Consider the following 19,454-nt stretch of genomic DNA (forward strand, 5'->3'; position numbering starts at 1 on the left):
GCCAATCGCTCCACTGGAGCGGTTCGACCTCTCAGTCGAAGAGGCTCGAGACGCTCTGTTCGCTGGCGGTGCGGGCGATGGCTTCGCCGAGGAGGGGGGCGATGGCGATGCGGCGGATGTTGGCCGCGGCCTTGGTCGCTTCGGTTTCCTGGATCGAGTCGGTGACGACCAGTTCCTTGAGCTTTGAGGCGGCGATGCGCTCGGCGGCGCCTTCGGAGAGGACGCCGTGGGTGATATAGGCCGAGACTTCCTTGGCACCGGCCTTGAGGAGGGCCTCGGCGGCGTTGACCAGGGTGCCGCCGGAATCGACGATATCGTCGATGAGAATGCAGGCCTGGCCCGAGACGTCACCGATGATGTTCATCACCTCGGACACACCGGCCTTGGGGCGGCGCTTGTCGACGATGGCGAGATCGGTGCCAAGCCGCTGAGCGACCGCGCGGGCGCGGGCAACGCCGCCGACGTCAGGCGAGACGATCATGGTGTTTTCGAGCTTATAATTGTCGAGAATGTCGCGCGTGATGATCGGCGCGGCATAGAGATTGTCGGTCGGGATATCGAAAAAGCCCTGGATCTGGGCGGCGTGCAGATCGAGCGTGATGACGCGGTGGACGCCTGCTTCGGTGATCAGGTTTGACACGAGCTTGGCCGAGATGGGGGTACGGCCGGCGGCGCGGCGATCCTGGCGGGCATAGCCGAAATAGGGGAGGACGGCGGTGATGCGGCGCGCCGAGGACCGGCGCAGCGCGTCGGTGAGGATCAGCAATTCCATCAAGTTATCATTGGCGGGAAAGCTGGTCGATTGCAGCATGAAGACGTCTTCGCCGCGGACGTTTTCATGGAGCTCGACAAAGACCTCCTTGTCGGCGAAGCGTTTGACGGTGCAATCCGTCAGGGGCAATTCGAGGTAGCTGGCGACGGCCTGGGCGAGGGCACGATTGGAATTGCCGGTCACCAGTTTCATGGGCGCGATCCTGTCTCAACCGATCCCAAGGACGGGGACCTTCCAGTTTCGCGGGCAGCTTTAGCGAGTCATTTTTGTGACCGCAACGCCCGTTCGATCACATGCGTAAATTAAGAGTAGTGCAGCACGCGATGTTTAAGGCGCGAACCGCACCTCGTTTCAGGCAAGACCGATGACGGAAAGCTGGCGGCCGGTGCGCGTTTGCTGGTGCGTCGCATAGCGATGGGAGAAGAAACGGCTGGGCTCGGCATAGGTGCAGAGACCGGTTTCGGTGATGCCGGTGAGGCCGAGCCCTTGCGCCTCTTCGGCGAGGAAGAGAGGCAGATCGAAATGCGGGGTGCCGCCGGGCGGGGTGATGAAGGCAGATTCGGCATTCGCATTTTGATTCAGGACATCATCCTTAAAGGTTTGGCCGACTTCGTAGTTTTCCGCGGAGATAGTGGGGCCGATGGCAAGAAGAATGCGGCGGCGCTGGGCGCCAAGGGCCTCCATGGCGGTGACGGTATTGGTGAGGATGCCGGTGACGGCGCCGCGCCAGCCGGCATGGGCCGCGCCGATGATGCCGGCATGGGGATCAACGAAGAGGAGCGGGGCGCAATCGGCGGTGAGAATGCCGAGGAGAACATCGCCGCGGCGAGTGACAAGGGCATCGGCTTCGACGGTCGGGTCAGGCAGGGCGCCGGCTTCGACGGTGACGACGCGGTTGGAATGGACCTGTTTGACAGTGACGAGCGTGTTGCCGCCGAGCACATCGGCTATGCGGCGGCGGTTTTCGGCCACGGGCTCGGGCGCGTCGCCGGTGGATTGAGAGGCATTGAGCCCGGCGAACTCACCGGTCGAGACGCCGCCATGGCGGCCGAAGAAGCCGTGGTGGACGGTGTCTGTGTCGGTGAAGGGTTGGACGGTGTGGAACTCGATCATGCGGTAAACCCCGGCGGATTGAGGCCGGGGGAGTGGGCGCAGAAGACCTTGAAGAGGTCGCCCATCTGATCCCTAGCGGTAAGGCGTTCCAAAGCGGCGCGGATATCGGGAGCAGAGCCGGGATTGGCGCCGGAAAGGGCGGCGGCGCGTTCGGCGATGCCGAGGCGGGTGAGGAATTCGCCCTGAGTGGCGAGAGGCTGGACCGCGAGGCCGACTTCGCGAGCGACGGCGGCGAGGGCGGCGAAATCGACATGGGCGGACAGATCGGTTTCGCCGGGGTTTTCCAGCACGTCGGCGAAGGCGTGGTTGCGGACGCCCTGCAGCGTGTCGCCGGTCTGGGTGCGAGCGTAGCCATAATCGATGGCAAGGACACTGCCGCCTTGCTTGGCGATGGCCTTGGCGACCCGGGACATGACTTCGCTGCCGGCGAAACAGACTTCGAAGAGGCTGTCTTCTTCGGCATTGGCGACGGCTGTGGGCATCGCGTCGTTGGAGATGGGTGTCGGTGCGAGGCCGAAGGCGCGTTTGCCATCGGCGAGGCCGATCATGCGTTCGTGCCAGCCATCGGCCTTGCGGACGAATTGGCGGATCGGCAGCGCATCAAAGAACTCGTTGGCGACGACTAGGATCGGCCCCTCGGAGAATTGCTCAAAGTTTTCAAGCCATTGCGGCTCGTAGCTTTCAAGGCGATTCCGCTGCTGGGCGGTCAGGGCCGGGTTGGTCTCGAACAGCTTCAGCTTGAGACCATCGCGGAAACCGGGGGCTCGGCAGGCGACGCGGAGGATATCGGCCATGAGCGTGCCGCGGCCGGGTCCGAGTTCGACGAGGTTGAAGCTTTTGGGCTCGTCCATCTGTTGCCAGACATTGACGAGGTGGAAGCCGATCAGCTCGCCGAACATCTGCGAGATTTCGGGGGCTGTGATGAAATCGCCGGCGGCACCAAGGGGATCGGTGCCCTTGTAATAGCCCTGGGTCGGATGAGTGAGGCAGAGGCCCATATAGGTGGCGACCGACATCGGGCCGGTGGTCGAGATCTGTAGATCGATCTGCTGCGCAAGCGGGAGCTGGGTATTCATTTTTTGGCTCCTCAAGCACGCAGTTTATTGGTCGGCCGGGTCAGGGCATAGACGACGAGAATGACGCCACCAAGAAGGATAGGCAGGCTGAGGACCTGGCCCATGGTGAGCCAGCCGCCATAGAGATATCCGAGCTGCTCATCGGGGAGGCGGATGGTCTCGACGAAGATGCGCGAAAGTGCATAGCCGATGGCGAAAATGCCGGCGACGAGGCCGGGCTTCCGGAGGCCATAAAAAACGTGGGTGGCGACGCGGATGATGAGGAAAAGCAAAAGACCTTCGAGCGCGGCTTCATAGAGCTGGCTCGGGTGGCGCGGCACCTGCAGCGGATCGGTCGGGAAGATGACGCCCCAGGGTAGGTCGGTCGGCGCGCCATAGAGTTCGGCATTAATGAAATTGGCGATGCGGCCGAGGAAAATGCCGATGGTGGCGACGGCGCCGAGCAGGTCCAGCGAGGACAGCCAATAACCGCCCTTGTGGCGCGTGAAGAGGATGGCTGCGAGCATGAGGCCGACCATGCCGCCATGATAGGACATGCCGCCATCGAGCGTATTGATGATCTCGAGCGGGTTCTGCAGGTAATAGGGCAGATTGTAAAAGAGCACATAGCCCGTGCGGCCGCCGATGACGATCGACAGCATGGCCCAGAAGGCAAAATCCCAAATATCCTTGGCCGGGAAGGGCGGCGTGCCGCGATACCAGAGCCGCTCGTTGCGCAGCAGCAAATAGCCATAGCCGGCGCCGAGGATGACGCCGAAGAGATAGGCCAGCGCATACCAACGGAGCGCGAAGGGGCCGATGGCAAAGGCGATGGGATCGATATTGGGAAAGGGCAAGGTCTATCCTTCTCCGGCAGGGTCAGTGCAGGGTGGCGGGAAAGCCGTAGCCTTGGCGCGCATGGGTCGCAAGGGGGAAGGCGAAGAAAGGGGCGGTGCGGCGCTATTGACGTTGAGCGACCGAAGACCGGTTGATGGCCTTAGCCTTGGCGCGCCGGCAGTTGCCGTTTCTGGAAGCCGGTTTTGGACTGTTCGAACCCAGCCAGACGGTAGAAGTCCAGTACGTCCGGCTTGTTAGATCCTGTCATGAGCATGGTTTTGTAGCAGCCTGTGGTCCACGCGGCTTCGCATGCTGCGTCCAAGATTTGTTGGCCAAAACCGCGCCGCCTGAAATCGGCATGGGTCACGACATTTTCGATCAGCGCATAGGGTTTGCCGCCGCGCGTAAGGTTGGGCACGACGATGAGTGTGCACGAGACGGCAAGATGATTGTCCACAATCCCGATCAGTATGTCGCTGCCGGGGTACAGGCGAAGGCATTCGAGATTGGCTGAGGCTTGTTCGAGCGACGGGACGGCGTCGCCAGGAGTGAGGTGCTGGTAAAGGGAAAGGAGGTCGGGGAGGTCTTCCCCGCATGCTGGGCGGATCGTGAGTGCGTTCATTGAACTGGACCGGCTCTTTTGTTTTATGTGTCAGTATGATGGGCTAGCTTTTTGCTGCACAGCGCCACAGTCAGGACACATCCGATTGCATGCTCTATGTTTTCAGGCGGGAGCAGGTATGTCGGAATTTGAAGCACGATTTCAGCCGCTGTTCGAGGTTTTGAGCGATCCGGAAGCGCTTTTTCATGGTGCGGATATGCGGGATGATCTGTTGGCGCTGGAGCCGTTGATCCCCGATCGCGCGGCGGAGGCGTGGCTGTTTCGCGAGCTCGCCGTGTTGGAGGCGAAACGGGACGAGTTGATCTGTCTCGAGCATGCCGACAGGGCGCTGGCGGCGCAGGCGGAGACCCGGGCGATCGATGATCGTGCGCTTTATTTCATGCATATGCAGTGCGGCGATGTCGGGACGGCCTGGAAGGGCGGGCCGCGTACGGAAATGCATCTTCAGCGGGCGCTTGAGCTGCATGCCAAGCTACAGCAGCCTATCGGGGAGGCGTTTTTCATCCGGCTCAATCTGGGAGTCTATAATAACACGGTGCATGGTCCGCGGCGTGCGCTCGATGCTTATGAGCCGCTTCTTGCCGATGCTGAGCAGCATTACGGCGCCGACAATCCGGAACTGAGGCGATTGGTCGGGCTGATGGGCGCTTGTTACGAGGCGCTGGGAGATATGGAAAAGGCGCTGGCCCTTGGGACGCGTAGTTATGAGCTCAGTGTTCCCGGTGACGATCCGGGGCCGCGGGTGAGTGCGATGCTTACCTTCGGCAAGCTCAATTTTCGGGCCGGTCGTGTGGACGAGGCGCGACGCATTCTTGCCGATATGATCACCTTTGCAGACGCAAACTGTACCCCGGCAACGCGCAGATTTGCGCGCGACGAGACGCGCAATATCTTCCCCGACATCGCCGATGCGGGGATCTAGCCCTTGGTGCGCAGGGTCGAGCGGCCGCCATCGACGCCGAGGATTTGGCCAGTGATCCAGCTCGACGCGTCGGACAGGAGAAAGTCGGCGGCATTGGCGCTGTCTTCGGCGGTGCCGAGGCGGGGGAGGGAGTGAAGCTGGGCGATGGATTTGGCCATGGCTTCGTTTGACGTCAGGGACTCGGCCAGAGGCGTGGCTGTCAAAGAGGGTGCCACCGCGTTGACGCGGATTTTTGGGGCGACTTCGGCGGCGAGGGCGACGGTGAGGCCTTCCACGGCGCCCTTGGCCATGGAGATGGAGGCGTGGCCGCTAAAACCCTGGGAGACGGCGACGGAAGAGAAGAGGACGATAGATGCGGTCCCCTCATATTGTTTGAGAGCGGGCAGGGCGGCCTGGATCGCCATGGCGGCGCCTGCAGCGCTTATAGCGAAATCTCGGGCGAAATCTTCGATCGTGAGCCGGGCTAGCGGCTTCAGATTGATGGTGCCGACGCAATAGGCAAGGCCGGCGACGGGGCCAGGGGCTTGCTGGATCGCAGAGGTCAGGGCCGTGGTATCCGTGACGTCCGCTTTCGCCCAGGTGCCGCCGGTTTCATCAGCAAGGGCCGCGAGGGCATCGGGGCTGCGACCAATCAAGTGCGGAACCAACCCGCGAGCGGCGGACTTTTTCGCGAGAGCCGAGCCAATGCCGCCCGCGCCGCCGACGATGATGATGGTGTCGCTCATTGCCATTTCTCCCTTTGCCCAGCAGGTACGCGTGGATGGGCGGTTCGGTTCATGGGGAGGCGCGGCCAATGGTTGCACTGGTCAATGCGGCGGGGGTGGCCTACATAGGTGGGCAAACGCAATTGCAGATAATGGGATTATCGTGAGCCAGAGCAATAACAGGATTTTTGACGGTCTTGGCCGGATCATGAACGAAGCGGCGGGTGTCGCCGACGGCGTGCGGCGCGAAGTCGAGACCGTTGCCAAGTCGCAGGCGCAGCGGATCGTGGCCGATATGGAATTGGTCAAGCGCGAGGACTTTGATGCGCTGCGTGAGCTGGTGCAGGTCCAGGGCGAAGAAATCGACGCGCTGCGTCAAGAGATTGCGGCGCTCAAGGCTGCAAAGACCGTCTAACGGCCGCCTCACTCAATCGGCCAAATTTCGCCAGCGCTTCACAACAGATGCGCTGGCTTGGATCTCTCGGGTTAACGAGAGGTTACCGTCTTCCACAAGAGATTGGGCGCTTGGGCGTCAGTTGAACTGCTGGAATCGGAACTGCAGTGTACGGTTTGTGATGTGGACGATTCGAACGCAGGAGGACGCGTGAGATTGGGTCTGCAGTGGAGGGGTGACGGCGGTTGTCGTGTCCCAGAGCGCCATGCCAGCACGGAACCGGCCCATGTCATTGATTGCCCACGAGCCCGATCGTTCGTCCCACCCGGTGGACCTGGTCGAGCACATCGCATCGATCAACGACTGGAATTTTGAGCGCCAGGACGCGGACGAGATTTCGATCTCGGTGCGCGGGGGCTGGAGCGACTATCACGTCTCGTTCAACTGGATGGAAGACCTCGAAAGCCTGCATATCGCCTGCGCCTTCGATCTGAAGGTGCCCGAAGGGCGGCGCAGCGAAATCCGCCAATTGATCAGCCTGATCAATGAGCAACTCTGGATTGGGCACTTCGATATCTGGAACAAGGAAGGCGTTGTGCTCTTCCGCAATTCGCATCTTCTTACCGGCGGGGCCGATGTGTCGCCGCAGCAATGCGAGGCGCTGTTGCGCTCGGCGACCGATAGCTGCGATCTCTATTATCAGGCGTTTCAGTTTGTCGTCTGGGCCGGAAAATCGGCCGCCGATGCGCTGAGCCATGTGATGTTTGAAACCGTGGGCGAGGCGTGATGACCGATTTGCGATCCATTGGGCCGGTCATGCTGGTTGGCGTGGGCAAGATGGGCATGGCGCTGGCTTCGGGCTGGCTCGATGCCGGATTGCCGCCGACCAATCTGGTGCTGGTCGATCCGCGGGCGAGCGACGAGGCCAAGGCTTTTGCGGCCGATTATGACCTTGTGATCAACGAAGCGGCGCTTGGGCTGCAGCCCACTGTGCTGGTGCTGGCGGTGAAACCGCAGGTGATCTCGGCGGTGATGGATGACCTGAAGCCTGTGATTGGCACGCATACGCTGGTGCTGTCGATCGCCGCGGGGATTTCGCTGGATCGGCTGGCGTCGGGCACGGGCACGGATCGGGTGGTGCGCAGCATGCCTAATACCCCGGCGCAGATCGGCAAGGGCGTTACTGGCGTCGTTGCCGGAGCGGGCGTCGATGCGGCGGGACGGTCGGCGGCGGAAGCGCTGCTATCGGCGGCGGGGCTCGTCGTCTGGTTTGATGCCGAGGGGGATCTCGACGCCGTGACGGCGGTTTCGGGTTCGGGGCCGGCTTATGTGTTCAATCTCGTCGAGGCACTGGCTGCGGCAGGCGTGGCGCAGGGGCTCGAAGAGCATGTAGCCATGACGCTGGCGCGGCAGACGGTGATTGGCGCTGCGGGTTTGCTGGAGATCGATCCGGCGCCGGCCAGCGTCTTGCGCCAGAATGTGACCTCGCCCAATGGCACTACTGCGGCGGCGCTCGAGGTGTTGATGGGCGCTGATGGGCTGGGGCCGGTGATGGACCGGGCTGTTACGGCCGCGCGGAAGCGCAGCGAGGAACTGGGGCAGGGCTGATAGCAGTTGCTGCTTAACCCTGCCTTGAAAGGGCAGTTGGCGGTCTCGTAATACGGGATCGAAGCGTGGCGATGCGATCCTGCAGCTCGGGTGGGGTGCCTATCCGATCGAGCAGCAGATTGACGGCGAGCACGTCTGCCGACTGATTTTTGTGGCGGAAACGCTCGCCATGAGCTTCGGCGAGGACGAGTGCGATTTGCGGATCGTTCTGATCGGATCTGTGGGCTAGGCCGAGGGCCTGAATGGCGCGGTTGAGCAGCCGGCCGATGCGATCTTTGTCATCGCTGATTTGAACTTCCGAAATCAATATTTGGCCGAGCCCAAGCCCGGCGGCCTGAAGGGTAGGCGGGTCTTGCCCGACAAATGGATCCTTGAGGATCGTATCGTAGCACCAGATTGCTTCGATGACCTCGCCTTGCTGCTCCAGGCGTCGCGCTTCCGAGAGATAGTGGATCAGGTCGAGAATTCTACGCTCCGCACGCTCCAAGTTCAGTTGGTGTCAGCGTGCGGGATGAGCATTTGTTCGGCAATCGGCTTTTTTACAGATTGACCGTCAGGTTGAGCCGTTCGAGGACAGAGCGATCGGTTGGCTCGACCATGCTTACGAGGAACTGACGCACCATGTGCGCGCCTTCGGGCGGCAGGGCGGCGATGGCTTCATCGATGCGGCTGGCCTGAGTGGCCGATAGGGTGGCGAACAGCATGCGGCCCTTGTCGGTGGCAAAAAGCAGGCGCTGACGCCGATCGGAGTGGCCGGTCTTTTGCTCGATATAGCCATTGTCGATGAGCTGGCGGAGGACGCGAGCCAGGCTTTGCTTGGTGATTTTCAGGATGTCGAGCAAGTCCGCGACTGGCATGCCGGGGCGTACATTGACGAAATAGAGCACCCGATGATGCGCGCGGCCGAAACCTTGCCGCTCGAGCAGGGCATCGGCGTCGCCGGTAAAATCCCGATAGGCAAAAAAGAACAGGCCCATGATATCGAGCGGCAGCACCGACTGCGCGATCGCAGCAGAATTTATGTCAGCTTTGTTGACATTTTTTTGGGCCTCTGCCATTGTCTCTCCATCACATCGGCGTTTCGTCTTATCCCAAAGACATTGTGGTTTGCCAAGGGCATGGCCCTTGGGGCATGATTAGAGAAACGTGCGGTTCGTGTAAGAACGGCAAAAACAAAGACTGTGGAGAGGATCATGGCAGGCGTGCCCATGGACCAGCGTGATGGCTGGATCTGGTTCGATGGCGAACTCAAACCGTGGAAGGACGCGAAGATTCACGTGCTGACGCACGGGCTTCATTATGCCAGCTCGGTATTCGAAGGTGAACGCGCCTATGGTGGCGAAATCTTCAAATCGCGCGAGCATACCGAGCGTTTGATCCGTTCGGCGGCAACGCTCGATATGCCCTTCCCCTATTCGGTCGACGAGATCGAAGCGGCGAAGCGCCTCGTGCTCGACAAGAATGGCCTCGTTGACGCTTATCTGCGTCCTGTCGCCTGGCGCGGCTCGGAAGAGCTTTCGGTGCCAGCGCGGAACAACAAGGTGCATGTGGCGATCGCTGCCTGGGTGTGGCCGAGCTATTTCTCGACCGAGGAAAAGCTCAAGGGGATCCGGCTCGAGTGGAGCAAGTGGAAGCGCCCGTCGCCTGAGACGATCCCGTCTTCGGCCAAGGCGGCGGGTCTATATATGATCTGCACGCTCTCCAAGGACGCCGCCATGGCCAATGGCTATGCCGACGCACTGATGCTGGACTATCGCGGCTATGTGGCTGAGGCCACGGGCGCCAACGTGTTCTTCATTAGGGGTAAGGACATTACGACGCCGACGCCGGATTGCTTCCTCAACGGCATCACCCGCCAGACGCTGATCGCGCTGGCCAAGGAAAACGGTTTTACCGTTACCGAAAGGCACATCATGCCGGAAGAGCTATCGCAATTCGACGAGTGCTTCCTGACGGGGACCGCTGCTGAAGTGACACCGGTTTCGCTGATTGGGGACTATAAGTTCACCCCGGGCGAAGGTTGCCGGACTCTGATCGACGCCTATTCGGCAGCAGTTCAGCCGAAGCGGGCGGCAGCGGAGTAGTTTCGCTGAATTGAGTTTGAAGAAGCCGGGCAGGGATGTCCGGCTTTTTTGTTTCGCGTGTGGGGGTATCCCCTCATCCCTACCGAATTCGCAAATGCGAATTCGGTGAGCTGCGCGCCACCTTCTTCCCGAGGGGGAGAAGAATCAGAGGTGGCCCCCTCTATTCCTCTCCCCCTCGGGAGAGCGTGGATCGCGCGCAGCGCGAGACGGGTGAGGGTGGCTACCTCCTCCAGCGATCCCGTGCCACGTCGTCAGTTGCTTTCGCCTCTACCCATTCCGTGCCCGTTGCCATTTCTTCCTGTTTCCAGAAGGGGGCGTCGGTTTTTAGGTAGTCCATGAGGTATTGGGCGCCGTCGAAGGCGGCTTGGCGGTGGGGGGCGAGGGTCATGACTTGCATGATGGGTTCGCCGGGGACGAGGCGGCCGTAGCGGTGGAGGATTGCGGCGTCGATGAGGTTGAAGCGGGCGATGGCATTGGCGCGGATGGCGGCGATCTCGTTCTGGGCGAGGTCGGGATAGCACTCGAGGATGAGCGCCGTGATCGGGCGATCGGGGAGGGAGCGGACCATGCCCGTGAAGGTGACGGCGGCGCCGGCTTCGGGGTGGTTGGCCAGGAACTGACTGAGTAGTGCGCCGGGGTCGAAGGGGGCGTTGGAGATGATGATCATCTCAGCCGCCGGTCATCGGCGGCAGGATAGCCACTTCCTCGGCGCCATCGATCGGCGTGTTCCAGGGAACGATGCGGGCGTTCTTGGAGATCTTGAACTGCTTGGGATTGGCCATGGCGAGATCAAGGCTTTCGTCATTGGCGCGGAGCCAAGTGACGAGATCTTCGAGGGTAACGACATCAGCCGGCGGCGTGACGTCGTCGCTCGGGCGGTTGAGGCGCTCGCGGAGCCAGGCGAAATAGAGGATTTTCATTTCGCCGTCGTGCCCACGAGATGGGGCCAGGAGGCGCGGAGATAGTTCCAGCCTGTCCAGAGCGTAATGGCGCCGGCCGCCCAAAGCAGAATGTCGGAGATGAGACCAAAGCCGGGCACGATGCGCTCGAAGAGGACGACGGCGAGGGCAACGAGCTGGATGGTGGTTTTCCACTTGGCGAGCTTGCTGACGGGCAGGACGACGGAGGTGTTGCCGAGGAATTCACGCAGGCCTGAGATGAAGAATTCGCGGAAGAGGATGGCGACGACGGGGATCATGTCCCAGCCGGAAAAGCTGCCGTCCCATGCGAGGGCGGAGATCAGGATGCCGACGAGGAGTTTGTCGGCGATGGGGTCAAGCATACGCCCGAGATCGGAATACTGATCCCATGCACGAGCGAGATAGCCATCGACCCAGTCGCTGGCGGCAGCAATCACAAAGAGAACCAGCGCAATGATGCGCAAGGTGATGTCGCCATCCATCACTAACCAGACGATCGGGATGATCGCAGCGATGCGGGCAATGGTGATGATGTTCGGGACGAGCGTAAGCGGGTTTCTGGCCATGGGGCGAGAGAACAGGAATGGGGGCGGGGGGTCAAGGGTGGTTGAAGTGGAGATCGCCGTTCACCCCCTCCCAACCTCCCCCATTAAGGGGGAGTTGTAGTTCGGTGCATGGAGTGGATTAAGCGACGGCCTGATTGTTCACCGCCCGGCGCTTTTCGACGGCTTCGGCGAGGGCGTTGAGCGTGGTGACGGTCGTGTCCCAATCGATGCAGCCATCGGTGATGGATTGGCCGTAGACGAGGTCTTGGCCTGGGATGAGGTCTTGGCGGCCGGCGACGAGATTTGACTCTATCATGACGCCGATAATGCGCTTGTCGCCGGCGGCGAGTTGGGCGCCGATATCGGCGAGGACCAAGGGCTGGTTTTCCGGGTTCTTGGAGGAATTGGCGTGGCTGGCGTCGATCATGATGGCCGGGTTGAGACTAGCCTTGACTGCGGCCTGGGCCGCGGCCTCGACGCTCTGGGCGTCGTAATTGGTGGTTTTGCCGCCGCGGAGGATTATGTGGCAGTCCTCATTGCCCGTCGTGGCGGCGATTGCGGAACGGCCATCCTTAGTGACCGCCAGGAAATGGTGAGGCTGGCTGGCTGACAGCACCGCGTCAAGCGCGATCTTCACGTTGCCATCTGTGCCGTTCTTGAAGCCGACGGGGCAAGAGAGGCCGGAGGCCAGTTCGCGGTGGATTTGCGACTCGGTGGTGCGAGCGCCGATGGCGGCCCAGGAGACGAGGTCGGCAATGTATTGCGGGGTCGTCATGTCGAGGAATTCGCAGGCGGCGGGGAGGCCTAGATTGGCCACGTCGAGCAGCAGGGTGCGGGCGGTGTGGAGGCCCTGCGTGATGTTGAAGCTGCCGTCGAGATCGGGGTCGTTGATCAGGCCCTTCCAGCCGACCGTGGTGCGCGGCTTTTCGAAGTAGACGCGCATGATGATTTCGAGGCGATCGCCGAGGATTCCGCGCAGGGCGACGAGGCGCTTGGCGTAGTCAATAGCGGCCTTGGGATCGTGTATCGAGCAGGGGCCGACGATGACGGCGAGGCGATCATCCTGGCCTGTCAGAATATTATGGAAATCGTGGCGGGCGGCGAGGACGGTGCGGGTAGCGGCGTCGGTGCGCGGATGCTGGCGCATGACCTCGATGGGCGTGGTCAGCGGTTTTATTTCGGTGATGCGAAGGTCGTCGGTCGATTTGAGCATTTTCTTCGGTCTCTCGGTTTTGAAGTCGAGGGGCCAAGAAAAAAGCCGCCTCGGAAGTCGGGCGGCTGGCTTGCGATTTGGGTCTGGTCTTGTCGGGATCAGGACACGCGCGCGATAGCCTCCGCCGGGAGCGGATAGCTAAAATACCAATAAAAGGTCGCTGCGTTGATCATGGCGAGGAAGCTAGCCGAGGAGTCGGGGCTTGTCGAGTCCCGACTTTAGGAGGTGTGCGTATGGCCTTTCGCGGGCTCCGCATCGTCGTCACCACCGGGCTTGTCCCGGTGGTCCATGCGGAGGTGAGATGGATTGCCCGGACAAGCCGGGCAATGACGATGGGGGAGGCAAAGGAGCAAGCTATCCGCCAGCGCCTTGGTAGTTTTGGATGCAGTGGCGCCAGTGGAGGGCGCCGAGGAGGACGGCGAGCGGGCCAGCGAGGAGGGACGCCAGTCCGGCCCAGTCGCCGAGGACGGGGACGGGCTTGCCCAGGGTTACCGCGACCGGGACGAAGGCTAGGAAGCCGAGCGGGGCGATGGTCAGCATCAGGATCTGGAGCGGGACAGGGAAGATGTTGAGTGGGTAGCGGGCCAATTCCCAAAAGCCGAAGAAGATCGAGAACAGGTGTTTTGAGCGGACCCAGACGAGGGCTGTGGCGCCGATCATGGTCATGATGGCGGCGGTGACCATGGCGGCGCTGAGGAGGCCCGCGAGGAAGTAGAGCGCGGTGAGGATTGACCAGTTGACGCCCACTTGCGTGACGGCCCAGGCCATGAGGCCGACGGCGAGAAGGATGTGGCCGACATAGCCGATATTGAGGCCGGAAAAGACGAGGTAGACCCAGGGGCTGACCGGCTTGATGAGGACGGCGTCGAAGGTGCCGAGGCGAACCTTTTCTTCGATGTCGCGGAATTGGGTGAAGCTCAGCGAAGCGCCGACAGAATAGGCGAGGAGGTGAAATGAGAGGAGCAAAGCCATTTCGCTCCAGGTCCACCCGCCGAGATTGCCGAAGCGGAGCAGAAGAAGGGCGATGGCCGTGTAAGTGGCGGCGTAGCTAAGGGCCTGGGCGACCCAGGCGAGGAGCATGGCACCGCGATATTCCATGCGGGTGCGCACATACATGCGGACGAGATGCGGGACGACGGCGAGGGAGCGGGACATTTCTTCAGCCTCCCTGCACGACGAGGCGGGTGCGTGCCTTACCCCAAAGGGCGAGAACGGCAGCGGTCAGCAGGCCGAGCCAGAGGAGGCCGATGCCGAGATGGAGCCAGGTGGCGGTGGGATCGAGTTTTCCGAGATAGACGGCGGCTGGATAGTAGCTGATCCAGGCGAAGGGGAGGTAGCCGAAGATGGTGGCAAGGGGCGTCGGCAAGAACCACAAGGGGATGATGGCGCCGGAGCACAGCGACATGATCGCCATGAGAAGCCACTCGAGCGAGAAAGCGGTGAGGAGCCAGAAGGCGAGGAGGCCGCAGAGCCAGGCGAGGGTGAAGAGGATCAGCCAGGACACGGCCCAATAAGGGAAAAACATCAGTCCGTGGAAGAGGCTCGCGGGCGGCAGGAGGCCGACGGTGAAGCCGACGATGAGGGCCACGGGCACGACAATAGCGACGCATTCGAAGGCGAAATGGCCAAAATGGGTCGAGAGGAGATAGCTGGGATAGTGCAGCGGCTTCAGGAGAAAGACCGCGACGTCTCCAGTGCGGACGGCGTCGCCGACATCGTAGAGGACGCGGGAATATTCCCAGTAGAGCAGAGGACCCGAGAGCAGCGCGTAAGTGACCATTTCGGGCAGGGTGATACCGTCCACCTGGGTTGCCCCGGCGAAGGCGGCGGTCCAGATGGCGATGCGCGCAAAAATGCTGACGAGATCGCCAAAGGCGCTGGCCCAGACCTGATTGCGGTAGACAAGGCGGGACTGGAAGGCGGTCAGCGCAAAGGCGGGATAGGCGGCGGCCTTCATGGCCGGGCTCCGGCGAGCGCGGGCTTGTTCTGGTAGAAGGTGCGGATCACCTCCTCGATATTGGGCTCTTCGAGTTTGATGTCGATGAGGTCGTGGCCAGAGCCAAGTTCGGTGAGGACGTCGAGAATGGACGTTTGCTCGTTTTCGAGCAGGAAGTGTTTTGCCGCGCCGTCGTCGGTTACAAGTTGCGCTTTTTTGAGCGTGATCGGGCCGGGATCGGTGCCGAATTCCAGTTTCAGGCGGCGGCGGGAGCCGAGGGTTTGGCGGAGGTGTTTGAGCTCGCCGTCGAACAGCAGTTTGCCGTCGTCGACCATGATGAGGCGCGGGCAGATTTCCTCGATGTCGACGAGGTCGTGGGTAGTGAGGATGATAGTGGTGCCGCGGTCGCGATTGACCTCGGCGAGGAATTTTCTAACCACGTCTTTGGCAACGACGTCGAGGCCGATCGTGGGTTCGTCGAGGAACAGGATTTTGGGATCGTGCAGCAGCGCCATGGCGATTTCGGCGCGCATGCGCTGACCGAGGCTCAGCTGGCGGACGGGGCGATCGATATAGCTCGCCATGTCGAGCATGGTCGTGAGGCGGGCTAGGTTATCGGCGAAACGGGCGGTGGGGATGTCGTAGATGTGGCGGTTGAGGTCAAAGCTGTCGCGGACGGGGAGATCCCACCAGAGTTGGCTGCGCTGGCCGAAGACGACGCCGATCTCGGCGGCATTGGTGATGCGGTTGGTATGGGGTTCGCGGCCGAGGACTTGGACCGTGCCAGAAGATGGGACCAGGATACCGGTCATCATCTTGATCATGGTGGATTTGCCAGCGCCGTTGGGGCCGAGATAGCCGACGGCTTCGCCCGGCTGAATCGTGAAAGAGATGCCGTCGACGGCGCGGATTTCGGTGAAGTCGCGCGAAAAGAGGCCGCGAATGGCGCCACCGAAACCCGACTGACGCTTGGGCTGGCGGAAGATTTTTTCGACTGACGAGGCCGAGATGATAGCCATGGTTCCCCTCCCCAGAGGCGGGGCGAGGCTAGACGATTCTCGGGGCTGGAGAATAGGTTATGTGAAAAGGCCCGCGTCTATGCGACGCGGGCCTTGGTGCGGGATTACCGAAGCCTAGAGATCGACCTTGGCGTTGGCGCCCATGTCGGGCTTGGCGCCGGTGGCGGCCGCAACGAGCATCTTGGCGGTGGCGACGACCATGTTCGGGCTATCCCAGACTTCGCCGTCGTCCGGCGTCACCTTGAGGAGGCGGATCTGAGGATCGTTTTCGTCGTCCCACCAGGCCTTGTCGAATTTTTCCCAGAGCTCGGCGATCTTGGCGCGGTCGTTGAGCACTTCGGCTTCGCCGGCGATGACAGCATATTTGTGGCCACCGTTGTCAGCCCAGGCGAGGGAGACGTGCGGATACTTCTCGATCTCGGTGAGCTTATGGCCTTCGAGATCGGTCAGGAAGTAGATGGCATGTTCTTCGCGGCGCACACGGGCGGACATCGGGCGGCTGCGCTGTTGCTTGCCGTCCCAGGTGGTGAACATGCAGATGTCGATTTTCTCGGCCAGCTCCCAGATGCGGTCGATGGCTTCGCCGGCCGGGAGGGTGTGGTTGTTTTCTTCGGTCATGGTTCGGCTCCTATGAGTTGGAAGACGAACGGCCAGACAGGCGGGAAGTTGCCGCGATGTGAAAGACTAAGCGATCACATCGCTTTGGGGGCATTATCATCCGGCCATATTGAACTGTTGCAGCTGCAGGACGGTGACTTCGCCGTCCCATTCCGGCCAGTGCTTGCGGTGCAGTTCGACAAAACGCTCGGTCCAGTCGACCATCTCGGCGTCGGTCTCGAGCTCATAAACGGCATAGCCGCCGACCATTTCCTTGGCTTCGGCAAAGGGGCCATCGGTGACCATTTGACCCTGGCGCGTCGTGACGGTGCCGGCGAGCGACATGCCGCCGGTTTCGATCATCTTCGCGCCAGCTTCCATGCCGAGTTGCACGATTGCCTGCATCAGGGCGGCGGGCGGCTGGCTGGCGGTTTCGGGGTTGAGGGTCTTGACCATGGTGAGGAATTTCATCGGACGCTCCTGTTTGGGTTCTGACAATAAGACGAACCGAGGAGGCGCACTTCGACAAAAAATCTAACGGGGCGGAAAAGAAAGTGCCGGGACGGGCCCGGCACTGGTCTATTCGATGCGATTGACCGCGTTGTCGATACCGCCAATGTCGATCCGCGGTTCCGGCGCGCCTTCGCCGAGATCCCAATTGACGACCTGTTCGGTGCCCTGGACGTCGATCGTCGTCTTGGATTTTAGGGTGAGGTTGGCGGTCTGTTCGGCGCCATTGATGGAGACCTTGGCCGCATCGTCGGCTGCTTCGATCGTCGCATTGACGGTATTTTCCGTGGTGTCGATCGAGAGGGTCGAGACCTTATCGGCGTTGACCGTGTGGCCGATGCCGGAGATGGCGATGGTGGCGGCGTCTTCGACATGGACCGTGTGGCCATCGCCGTGGACGACGACCTGGCCGCAGGTGCCGGTCAGGTCGATCTGGTTATCTGCGCCATAGATGCCAACATCGAGGCCATCGCAGGGAACGGTGCGCGTCAAGCCGACGCCTTCGATGACGACTTCCTCCGGTTTGGCCGTATCGCTCACCTGAGCGAAGGCGGAAACGGGGAGGGCGGCGAGAAGGGCAATCGACAGGATGAGACGCATGGCAGATTCCACTGACCGTTCAAGATGCGCGGAAACTGCAGGCAGAGTTCGGCCTCAATTGGGCAAGATCACGTTCGATTGAAGTGATCGTAAATGAGCTGCGCCATTGCGCTTGAAATAGTTGGGACCGCTGCAAGGTCCATGAGGCTGGCGCGGGCGACAGCCTTGGCGGAGCCAAAGTGGTTTAGGAGCGCGCGTTTTCGCGTTGGGCCAATGCCTTCAATCTCGTCGAGCGGATTGGAAATCTGCTCTTTCTTGCGTTTGGCGCGGTGGGTGCCGATGGCGAACCTGTGGGCTTCGTCGCGGAGGCGCTGAACGTAATAGAGGACGGGATCGCGGTGCGGCAGCATGAAGGCGTCCTTGCCTTCCATGAAGAATTTTTCGCGGCCAGCGTCACGCTCTTCGCCCTTGGCGATGCCGATGAAGGTGACTTCCTTGGGCAGGTTCAGTTCGGCAATGACCTGTCGCACGGCATTGAGCTGGCCGGCGCCGCCATCGATGAAGACGATATCGGGCCAATCGGGCATGCCGGTCTGTTCGTCCTCGGCATCGGTTTCGCTCTCGGCGGCGAGACGGGCGAAGCGGCGGGTCAGGACCTCGCGCATCATGCCGAAGTCATCGCCGGCGGCGATGTCGGATTTGATGTTGAAGGTGCGATAGTGCTTTTTGGAAAACCCTTCTTCGCCTGCCACCACCATGGCGCCGACCATGTTGGTGCCGGAGATGTGGGAGTTATCGTAGACTTCGATGCGGCGCGGGGGATTGTCTAGCCCAAAGCAATTGGCGACGCCTTCGAGAAGGGTGCGATTGGATGCGCCTTCGGCGAGCTGGCGGCCAAGGGCTTCGCGGGCGTTCTGCATCGCGTAATTGACGAGGTCGCGTTTTTCGCCGCGTTGCGGAGTTTCGACGCGGACTTTTTGTCCAGCGCGGCTGCGAAGCGCCTCTTCAAGCAGTTCGCGCTCGGCCATCTCGTGGCTGAGGAGCACGAGGCTGGGAGGCGTGCGATCTTCGTAGAACTGGCCGATAAAGGCTTCGAGCACTTCCACGTCGGTGAGAGAATCGTCTGCCTTGGGGCGGAAGGCGTGATTGCCCCAGTTCTGGAAAGCGCGGAAGAAGAAGACTTGGACGCAGAATTGGCCGCCTTCATGGTGGATGGCGAAGACGTCGGCTTCTTCGACATTGCGCGCGGTTGCGTCGCCGCCCTGTGATTGGACGACGGCAAGGGCCGAGAGGCGATCGCGGATCAGGGCGGCGCGCTCGAAATCGAGATTCTCGGCGGCGGATGCCATGTCCTTTTGCAGGTGGTCGCGGACTGATTGGGATTTGCCGGTGAGAAAGAGGCGCGCGTCTTCGACCAGTTCGCCATAGGCCTCAAGGCTGGTTTCGCGGGTGCAGGGGCCGGCGCAGCGTTTGATCTGATATTGCAGGCAAGGCCTTGTGCGGGCTGCGTAAAAGCTATCCGAGCAATTGCGGAGGAGGAAGGCCTTCTGGAGGCTCGCAATGGTGCGGCTGACGGCGACAGCGGACGCGAAGGGGCCAAAGTAGTGGCCAGGACGACGGCGGCTACCGCGGTGCTTGGTAAGTTCGGGCGCTTCGTGATCGGTGGCGATCAGGATGTAGGGGAAGCTCTTGTCATCGCGGAGGAGGACATTGAAACGCGGCTTCAGACGCTTGACAAGATTGGCTTCAAGAAGGAGCGCTTCGGCTTCGGTCTCGGTGCGGACGAATTCCATGCTGACCGTGGCAGCGATCATGCGCTGGATGCGCACGGGCAGGCCCTCGGGACGAGTGTAGTTGGTGACCCGCGACTTGAGCGAGCGCGCCTTGCCTACATAGATGACCTCGCCATTGGCATCGACCATGCGGTAGACGCCCGGGGCGGAGGGCAGGGTGCGGACGAAGGCGCGGATGACCTCCGGGCCGGCAGGTTGTGGGCTAGGCGTATCTGTCATGGTCTAAAGCGGTTTTCGTGATTGGAGCCGCGTTGGGCGCTCCAACTCCTT

24 protein-coding genes are annotated in these 19,454 nt (G+C 61.6%); 5 read left to right on the forward strand and 19 right to left on the reverse strand.

The features are described 5' to 3' along the window. Window positions 1-31 precede the first annotated feature (31 nt). The 5 genes from ASE94_RS18910 to ASE94_RS18930 all read right to left on the reverse strand — a co-directional run bounded on the left by ASE94_RS18910 (window position 32) and on the right by ASE94_RS18930 (window position 4,399). On the reverse strand, window positions 32-964 hold the full coding sequence (locus tag ASE94_RS18910; protein WP_062631626.1) for a ribose-phosphate pyrophosphokinase: 933 nt from the start codon (window positions 962-964) through the stop codon (window positions 32-34). A 159-nt stretch (window positions 965-1,123) separates the two neighbouring features. Continuing rightward, window positions 1,124-1,885 carry a peptidoglycan editing factor PgeF gene (pgeF, locus tag ASE94_RS18915; RefSeq protein ID WP_062631627.1) on the reverse strand — a complete coding sequence of 254 codons (762 nt, stop codon included), beginning with the start codon at window positions 1,883-1,885 and terminating at the stop codon, window positions 1,124-1,126. Next, complete coding sequence (locus tag ASE94_RS18920) at window positions 1,882-2,961, reverse strand: SAM-dependent methyltransferase (RefSeq protein WP_062631628.1); 1,080 nt, start codon at window positions 2,959-2,961, stop codon at window positions 1,882-1,884. The genes pgeF and ASE94_RS18920 overlap by 4 nt, the downstream gene beginning before the upstream one ends. Before the next feature lie 11 nt (window positions 2,962-2,972). Then, a complete protein-coding gene (lgt, locus tag ASE94_RS18925) occupies window positions 2,973-3,797 on the reverse strand; it encodes a prolipoprotein diacylglyceryl transferase (RefSeq protein WP_062631629.1) in 825 nt (274 codons plus the stop codon). Between the two features lie 140 nt (window positions 3,798-3,937). Then, window positions 3,938-4,399: a GNAT family N-acetyltransferase gene (locus tag ASE94_RS18930; protein WP_062631630.1), complete on the reverse strand. Its 462-nt coding sequence runs from the start codon at window positions 4,397-4,399 to the stop codon at window positions 3,938-3,940. On the opposite strand from ASE94_RS18930, the gene ASE94_RS18935 reads away from it, so the two are divergent. Further along, window positions 4,386-5,321, forward strand: a complete 936-nt coding sequence (locus ASE94_RS18935; protein ID WP_156352225.1) for a tetratricopeptide repeat protein — start codon at window positions 4,386-4,388, stop codon at window positions 5,319-5,321. The two genes, ASE94_RS18930 and ASE94_RS18935, sit on opposite strands and share 14 nt — an antisense overlap. Here ASE94_RS18935 and ASE94_RS18940 read toward each other — a convergent pair. Then, window positions 5,318-6,046 (reverse strand): SDR family oxidoreductase, encoded by a 729-nt coding sequence (locus ASE94_RS18940; RefSeq protein ID WP_062631829.1) that lies wholly within the window; start codon window positions 6,044-6,046, stop codon window positions 5,318-5,320. The two genes, ASE94_RS18935 and ASE94_RS18940, sit on opposite strands and share 4 nt — an antisense overlap. Window positions 6,047-6,188: 142 nt before the next feature. On the opposite strand from ASE94_RS18940, the gene ASE94_RS18945 reads away from it, so the two are divergent. From ASE94_RS18945 to proC, 3 genes are all read left to right on the forward strand, one after another. Then, complete coding sequence (locus ASE94_RS18945; protein WP_061910547.1) at window positions 6,189-6,440, forward strand: accessory factor UbiK family protein; 252 nt, start codon at window positions 6,189-6,191, stop codon at window positions 6,438-6,440. Window positions 6,441-6,705: 265 nt separating this feature from the next. Continuing rightward, the gene (locus ASE94_RS18950) at window positions 6,706-7,206 is read left to right on the forward strand and encodes a YbjN domain-containing protein (protein WP_061910550.1); all 501 of its coding nucleotides are present in this window, start codon (window positions 6,706-6,708) and stop codon (window positions 7,204-7,206) included. Further along, window positions 7,206-8,027, forward strand: a complete 822-nt coding sequence (proC, locus tag ASE94_RS18955; protein WP_062631632.1) for a pyrroline-5-carboxylate reductase — start codon at window positions 7,206-7,208, stop codon at window positions 8,025-8,027. Before ASE94_RS18950 ends, proC begins: the two co-directional genes overlap by 1 nt. A gap of 13 nt (window positions 8,028-8,040) precedes the next feature. Here proC and ASE94_RS18960 read toward each other — a convergent pair whose 3' ends face one another. Together ASE94_RS18960 and ASE94_RS18965 are read right to left on the reverse strand one after the other, a co-directional pair. Next, window positions 8,041-8,514, reverse strand: coding sequence for a hypothetical protein (locus tag ASE94_RS18960; protein WP_062631633.1), 474 nt, complete (start codon window positions 8,512-8,514; stop codon window positions 8,041-8,043). Between the two features lie 52 nt (window positions 8,515-8,566). After that, a complete protein-coding gene (locus ASE94_RS18965) occupies window positions 8,567-9,004 on the reverse strand; it encodes a MarR family transcriptional regulator (protein WP_062631830.1) in 438 nt (145 codons plus the stop codon). Between the two features lie 216 nt (window positions 9,005-9,220). Between ASE94_RS18965 and ASE94_RS18970 the strand changes: the two genes are divergently transcribed. Continuing rightward, complete coding sequence (locus ASE94_RS18970) at window positions 9,221-10,111, forward strand: branched-chain amino acid aminotransferase (RefSeq protein ID WP_062631634.1); 891 nt, start codon at window positions 9,221-9,223, stop codon at window positions 10,109-10,111. A gap of 220 nt (window positions 10,112-10,331) precedes the next feature. Here ASE94_RS18970 and ASE94_RS18975 read toward each other — a convergent pair whose 3' ends face one another. The 11 genes from ASE94_RS18975 to uvrC all read right to left on the reverse strand — a co-directional run bounded on the left by ASE94_RS18975 (window position 10,332) and on the right by uvrC (window position 19,403). Then, window positions 10,332-10,778, reverse strand: coding sequence for a molybdenum cofactor biosynthesis protein MoaE (locus ASE94_RS18975; RefSeq protein ID WP_062631635.1), 447 nt, complete (start codon window positions 10,776-10,778; stop codon window positions 10,332-10,334). Between the two features lies 1 nt (window position 10,779). After that, on the reverse strand, window positions 10,780-11,031 hold the full coding sequence (locus ASE94_RS18980; RefSeq protein WP_062631636.1) for a MoaD/ThiS family protein: 252 nt from the start codon (window positions 11,029-11,031) through the stop codon (window positions 10,780-10,782). Continuing rightward, window positions 11,028-11,597 (reverse strand): CDP-diacylglycerol--glycerol-3-phosphate 3-phosphatidyltransferase, encoded by a 570-nt coding sequence (gene pgsA, locus ASE94_RS18985; RefSeq protein WP_062631637.1) that lies wholly within the window; start codon window positions 11,595-11,597, stop codon window positions 11,028-11,030. The genes ASE94_RS18980 and pgsA overlap by 4 nt, the downstream gene beginning before the upstream one ends. A gap of 118 nt (window positions 11,598-11,715) precedes the next feature. Further along, on the reverse strand, window positions 11,716-12,789 hold the full coding sequence (locus ASE94_RS18990) for a 3-deoxy-7-phosphoheptulonate synthase (protein ID WP_062631638.1): 1,074 nt from the start codon (window positions 12,787-12,789) through the stop codon (window positions 11,716-11,718). Between the two features lie 354 nt (window positions 12,790-13,143). Beyond that, window positions 13,144-13,944: an ABC-2 family transporter protein gene (locus tag ASE94_RS18995; RefSeq protein ID WP_062631639.1), complete on the reverse strand. Its 801-nt coding sequence runs from the start codon at window positions 13,942-13,944 to the stop codon at window positions 13,144-13,146. 4 nt (window positions 13,945-13,948) lie between these two features. Continuing rightward, a complete protein-coding gene (locus ASE94_RS19000) occupies window positions 13,949-14,746 on the reverse strand; it encodes an ABC-2 family transporter protein (RefSeq protein ID WP_062631640.1) in 798 nt (265 codons plus the stop codon). Then, a complete protein-coding gene (locus ASE94_RS19005; RefSeq protein ID WP_062631641.1) occupies window positions 14,743-15,744 on the reverse strand; it encodes an ATP-binding cassette domain-containing protein in 1,002 nt (333 codons plus the stop codon). Before ASE94_RS19005 ends, ASE94_RS19000 begins: the two co-directional genes overlap by 4 nt. A 114-nt stretch (window positions 15,745-15,858) precedes the next feature. After that, window positions 15,859-16,362, reverse strand: coding sequence for a pyridoxamine 5'-phosphate oxidase family protein (locus ASE94_RS19010; RefSeq protein WP_061910573.1), 504 nt, complete (start codon window positions 16,360-16,362; stop codon window positions 15,859-15,861). 96 nt (window positions 16,363-16,458) lie between these two features. Next, window positions 16,459-16,812: a YciI family protein gene (locus ASE94_RS19015; RefSeq protein ID WP_061910575.1), complete on the reverse strand. Its 354-nt coding sequence runs from the start codon at window positions 16,810-16,812 to the stop codon at window positions 16,459-16,461. A gap of 108 nt (window positions 16,813-16,920) precedes the next feature. After that, the gene (locus ASE94_RS19020) at window positions 16,921-17,451 is read right to left on the reverse strand and encodes a DUF3060 domain-containing protein (RefSeq protein WP_062631642.1); all 531 of its coding nucleotides are present in this window, start codon (window positions 17,449-17,451) and stop codon (window positions 16,921-16,923) included. Between the two features lie 68 nt (window positions 17,452-17,519). After that, window positions 17,520-19,403, reverse strand: a complete 1,884-nt coding sequence (uvrC, locus tag ASE94_RS19025; RefSeq protein WP_062631643.1) for an excinuclease ABC subunit UvrC — start codon at window positions 19,401-19,403, stop codon at window positions 17,520-17,522. Window positions 19,404-19,454 lie beyond the last annotated feature (51 nt).

The organism is Devosia sp. Leaf64, assembly GCF_001421945.1.
Classification (GTDB): Bacteria; Pseudomonadota; Alphaproteobacteria; order Rhizobiales; family Devosiaceae; genus Devosia.

What these genes read in the sequence shown, in the direction of transcription:
- ASE94_RS18965 (WP_062631830.1), bottom strand. Translation starts at nt 9,004, where the DNA reads ATGGGCCTGTTCTTTTTTGCCTATCGGGATTTTACCGGCGACGCCGAT.
- ASE94_RS19000 (WP_062631640.1), bottom strand. Translation starts at nt 14,746, where the DNA reads ATGAAGGCCGCCGCCTATCCCGCCTTTGCGCTGACCGCCTTCCAGTCC.
- ASE94_RS18970 (WP_062631634.1), top strand. Translation starts at nt 9,221, where the DNA reads ATGGCAGGCGTGCCCATGGACCAGCGTGATGGCTGGATCTGGTTCGAT.
- ASE94_RS18910 (WP_062631626.1), bottom strand. Translation starts at nt 964, where the DNA reads ATGAAACTGGTGACCGGCAATTCCAATCGTGCCCTCGCCCAGGCCGTC.
- proC (WP_062631632.1), top strand. Translation starts at nt 7,206, where the DNA reads ATGACCGATTTGCGATCCATTGGGCCGGTCATGCTGGTTGGCGTGGGC.
- ASE94_RS19020 (WP_062631642.1), bottom strand. Translation starts at nt 17,451, where the DNA reads ATGCGTCTCATCCTGTCGATTGCCCTTCTCGCCGCCCTCCCCGTTTCC.
- ASE94_RS18990 (WP_062631638.1), bottom strand. Translation starts at nt 12,789, where the DNA reads ATGCTCAAATCGACCGACGACCTTCGCATCACCGAAATAAAACCGCTG.
- pgeF (WP_062631627.1), bottom strand. Translation starts at nt 1,885, where the DNA reads ATGATCGAGTTCCACACCGTCCAACCCTTCACCGACACAGACACCGTC.
- pgsA (WP_062631637.1), bottom strand. Translation starts at nt 11,597, where the DNA reads ATGGCCAGAAACCCGCTTACGCTCGTCCCGAACATCATCACCATTGCC.
- ASE94_RS18995 (WP_062631639.1), bottom strand. Translation starts at nt 13,944, where the DNA reads ATGTCCCGCTCCCTCGCCGTCGTCCCGCATCTCGTCCGCATGTATGTG.
- ASE94_RS18950 (WP_061910550.1), top strand. Translation starts at nt 6,706, where the DNA reads ATGTCATTGATTGCCCACGAGCCCGATCGTTCGTCCCACCCGGTGGAC.
- ASE94_RS19005 (WP_062631641.1), bottom strand. Translation starts at nt 15,744, where the DNA reads ATGGCTATCATCTCGGCCTCGTCAGTCGAAAAAATCTTCCGCCAGCCC.
- ASE94_RS19010 (WP_061910573.1), bottom strand. Translation starts at nt 16,362, where the DNA reads ATGACCGAAGAAAACAACCACACCCTCCCGGCCGGCGAAGCCATCGAC.
- ASE94_RS19015 (WP_061910575.1), bottom strand. Translation starts at nt 16,812, where the DNA reads ATGAAATTCCTCACCATGGTCAAGACCCTCAACCCCGAAACCGCCAGC.
- ASE94_RS18930 (WP_062631630.1), bottom strand. Translation starts at nt 4,399, where the DNA reads ATGAACGCACTCACGATCCGCCCAGCATGCGGGGAAGACCTCCCCGAC.
- ASE94_RS18975 (WP_062631635.1), bottom strand. Translation starts at nt 10,778, where the DNA reads ATGATCATCATCTCCAACGCCCCCTTCGACCCCGGCGCACTACTCAGT.
- uvrC (WP_062631643.1), bottom strand. Translation starts at nt 19,403, where the DNA reads ATGACAGATACGCCTAGCCCACAACCTGCCGGCCCGGAGGTCATCCGC.
- ASE94_RS18940 (WP_062631829.1), bottom strand. Translation starts at nt 6,046, where the DNA reads ATGAGCGACACCATCATCATCGTCGGCGGCGCGGGCGGCATTGGCTCG.
- ASE94_RS18980 (WP_062631636.1), bottom strand. Translation starts at nt 11,031, where the DNA reads ATGAAAATCCTCTATTTCGCCTGGCTCCGCGAGCGCCTCAACCGCCCG.
- ASE94_RS18920 (WP_062631628.1), bottom strand. Translation starts at nt 2,961, where the DNA reads ATGAATACCCAGCTCCCGCTTGCGCAGCAGATCGATCTACAGATCTCG.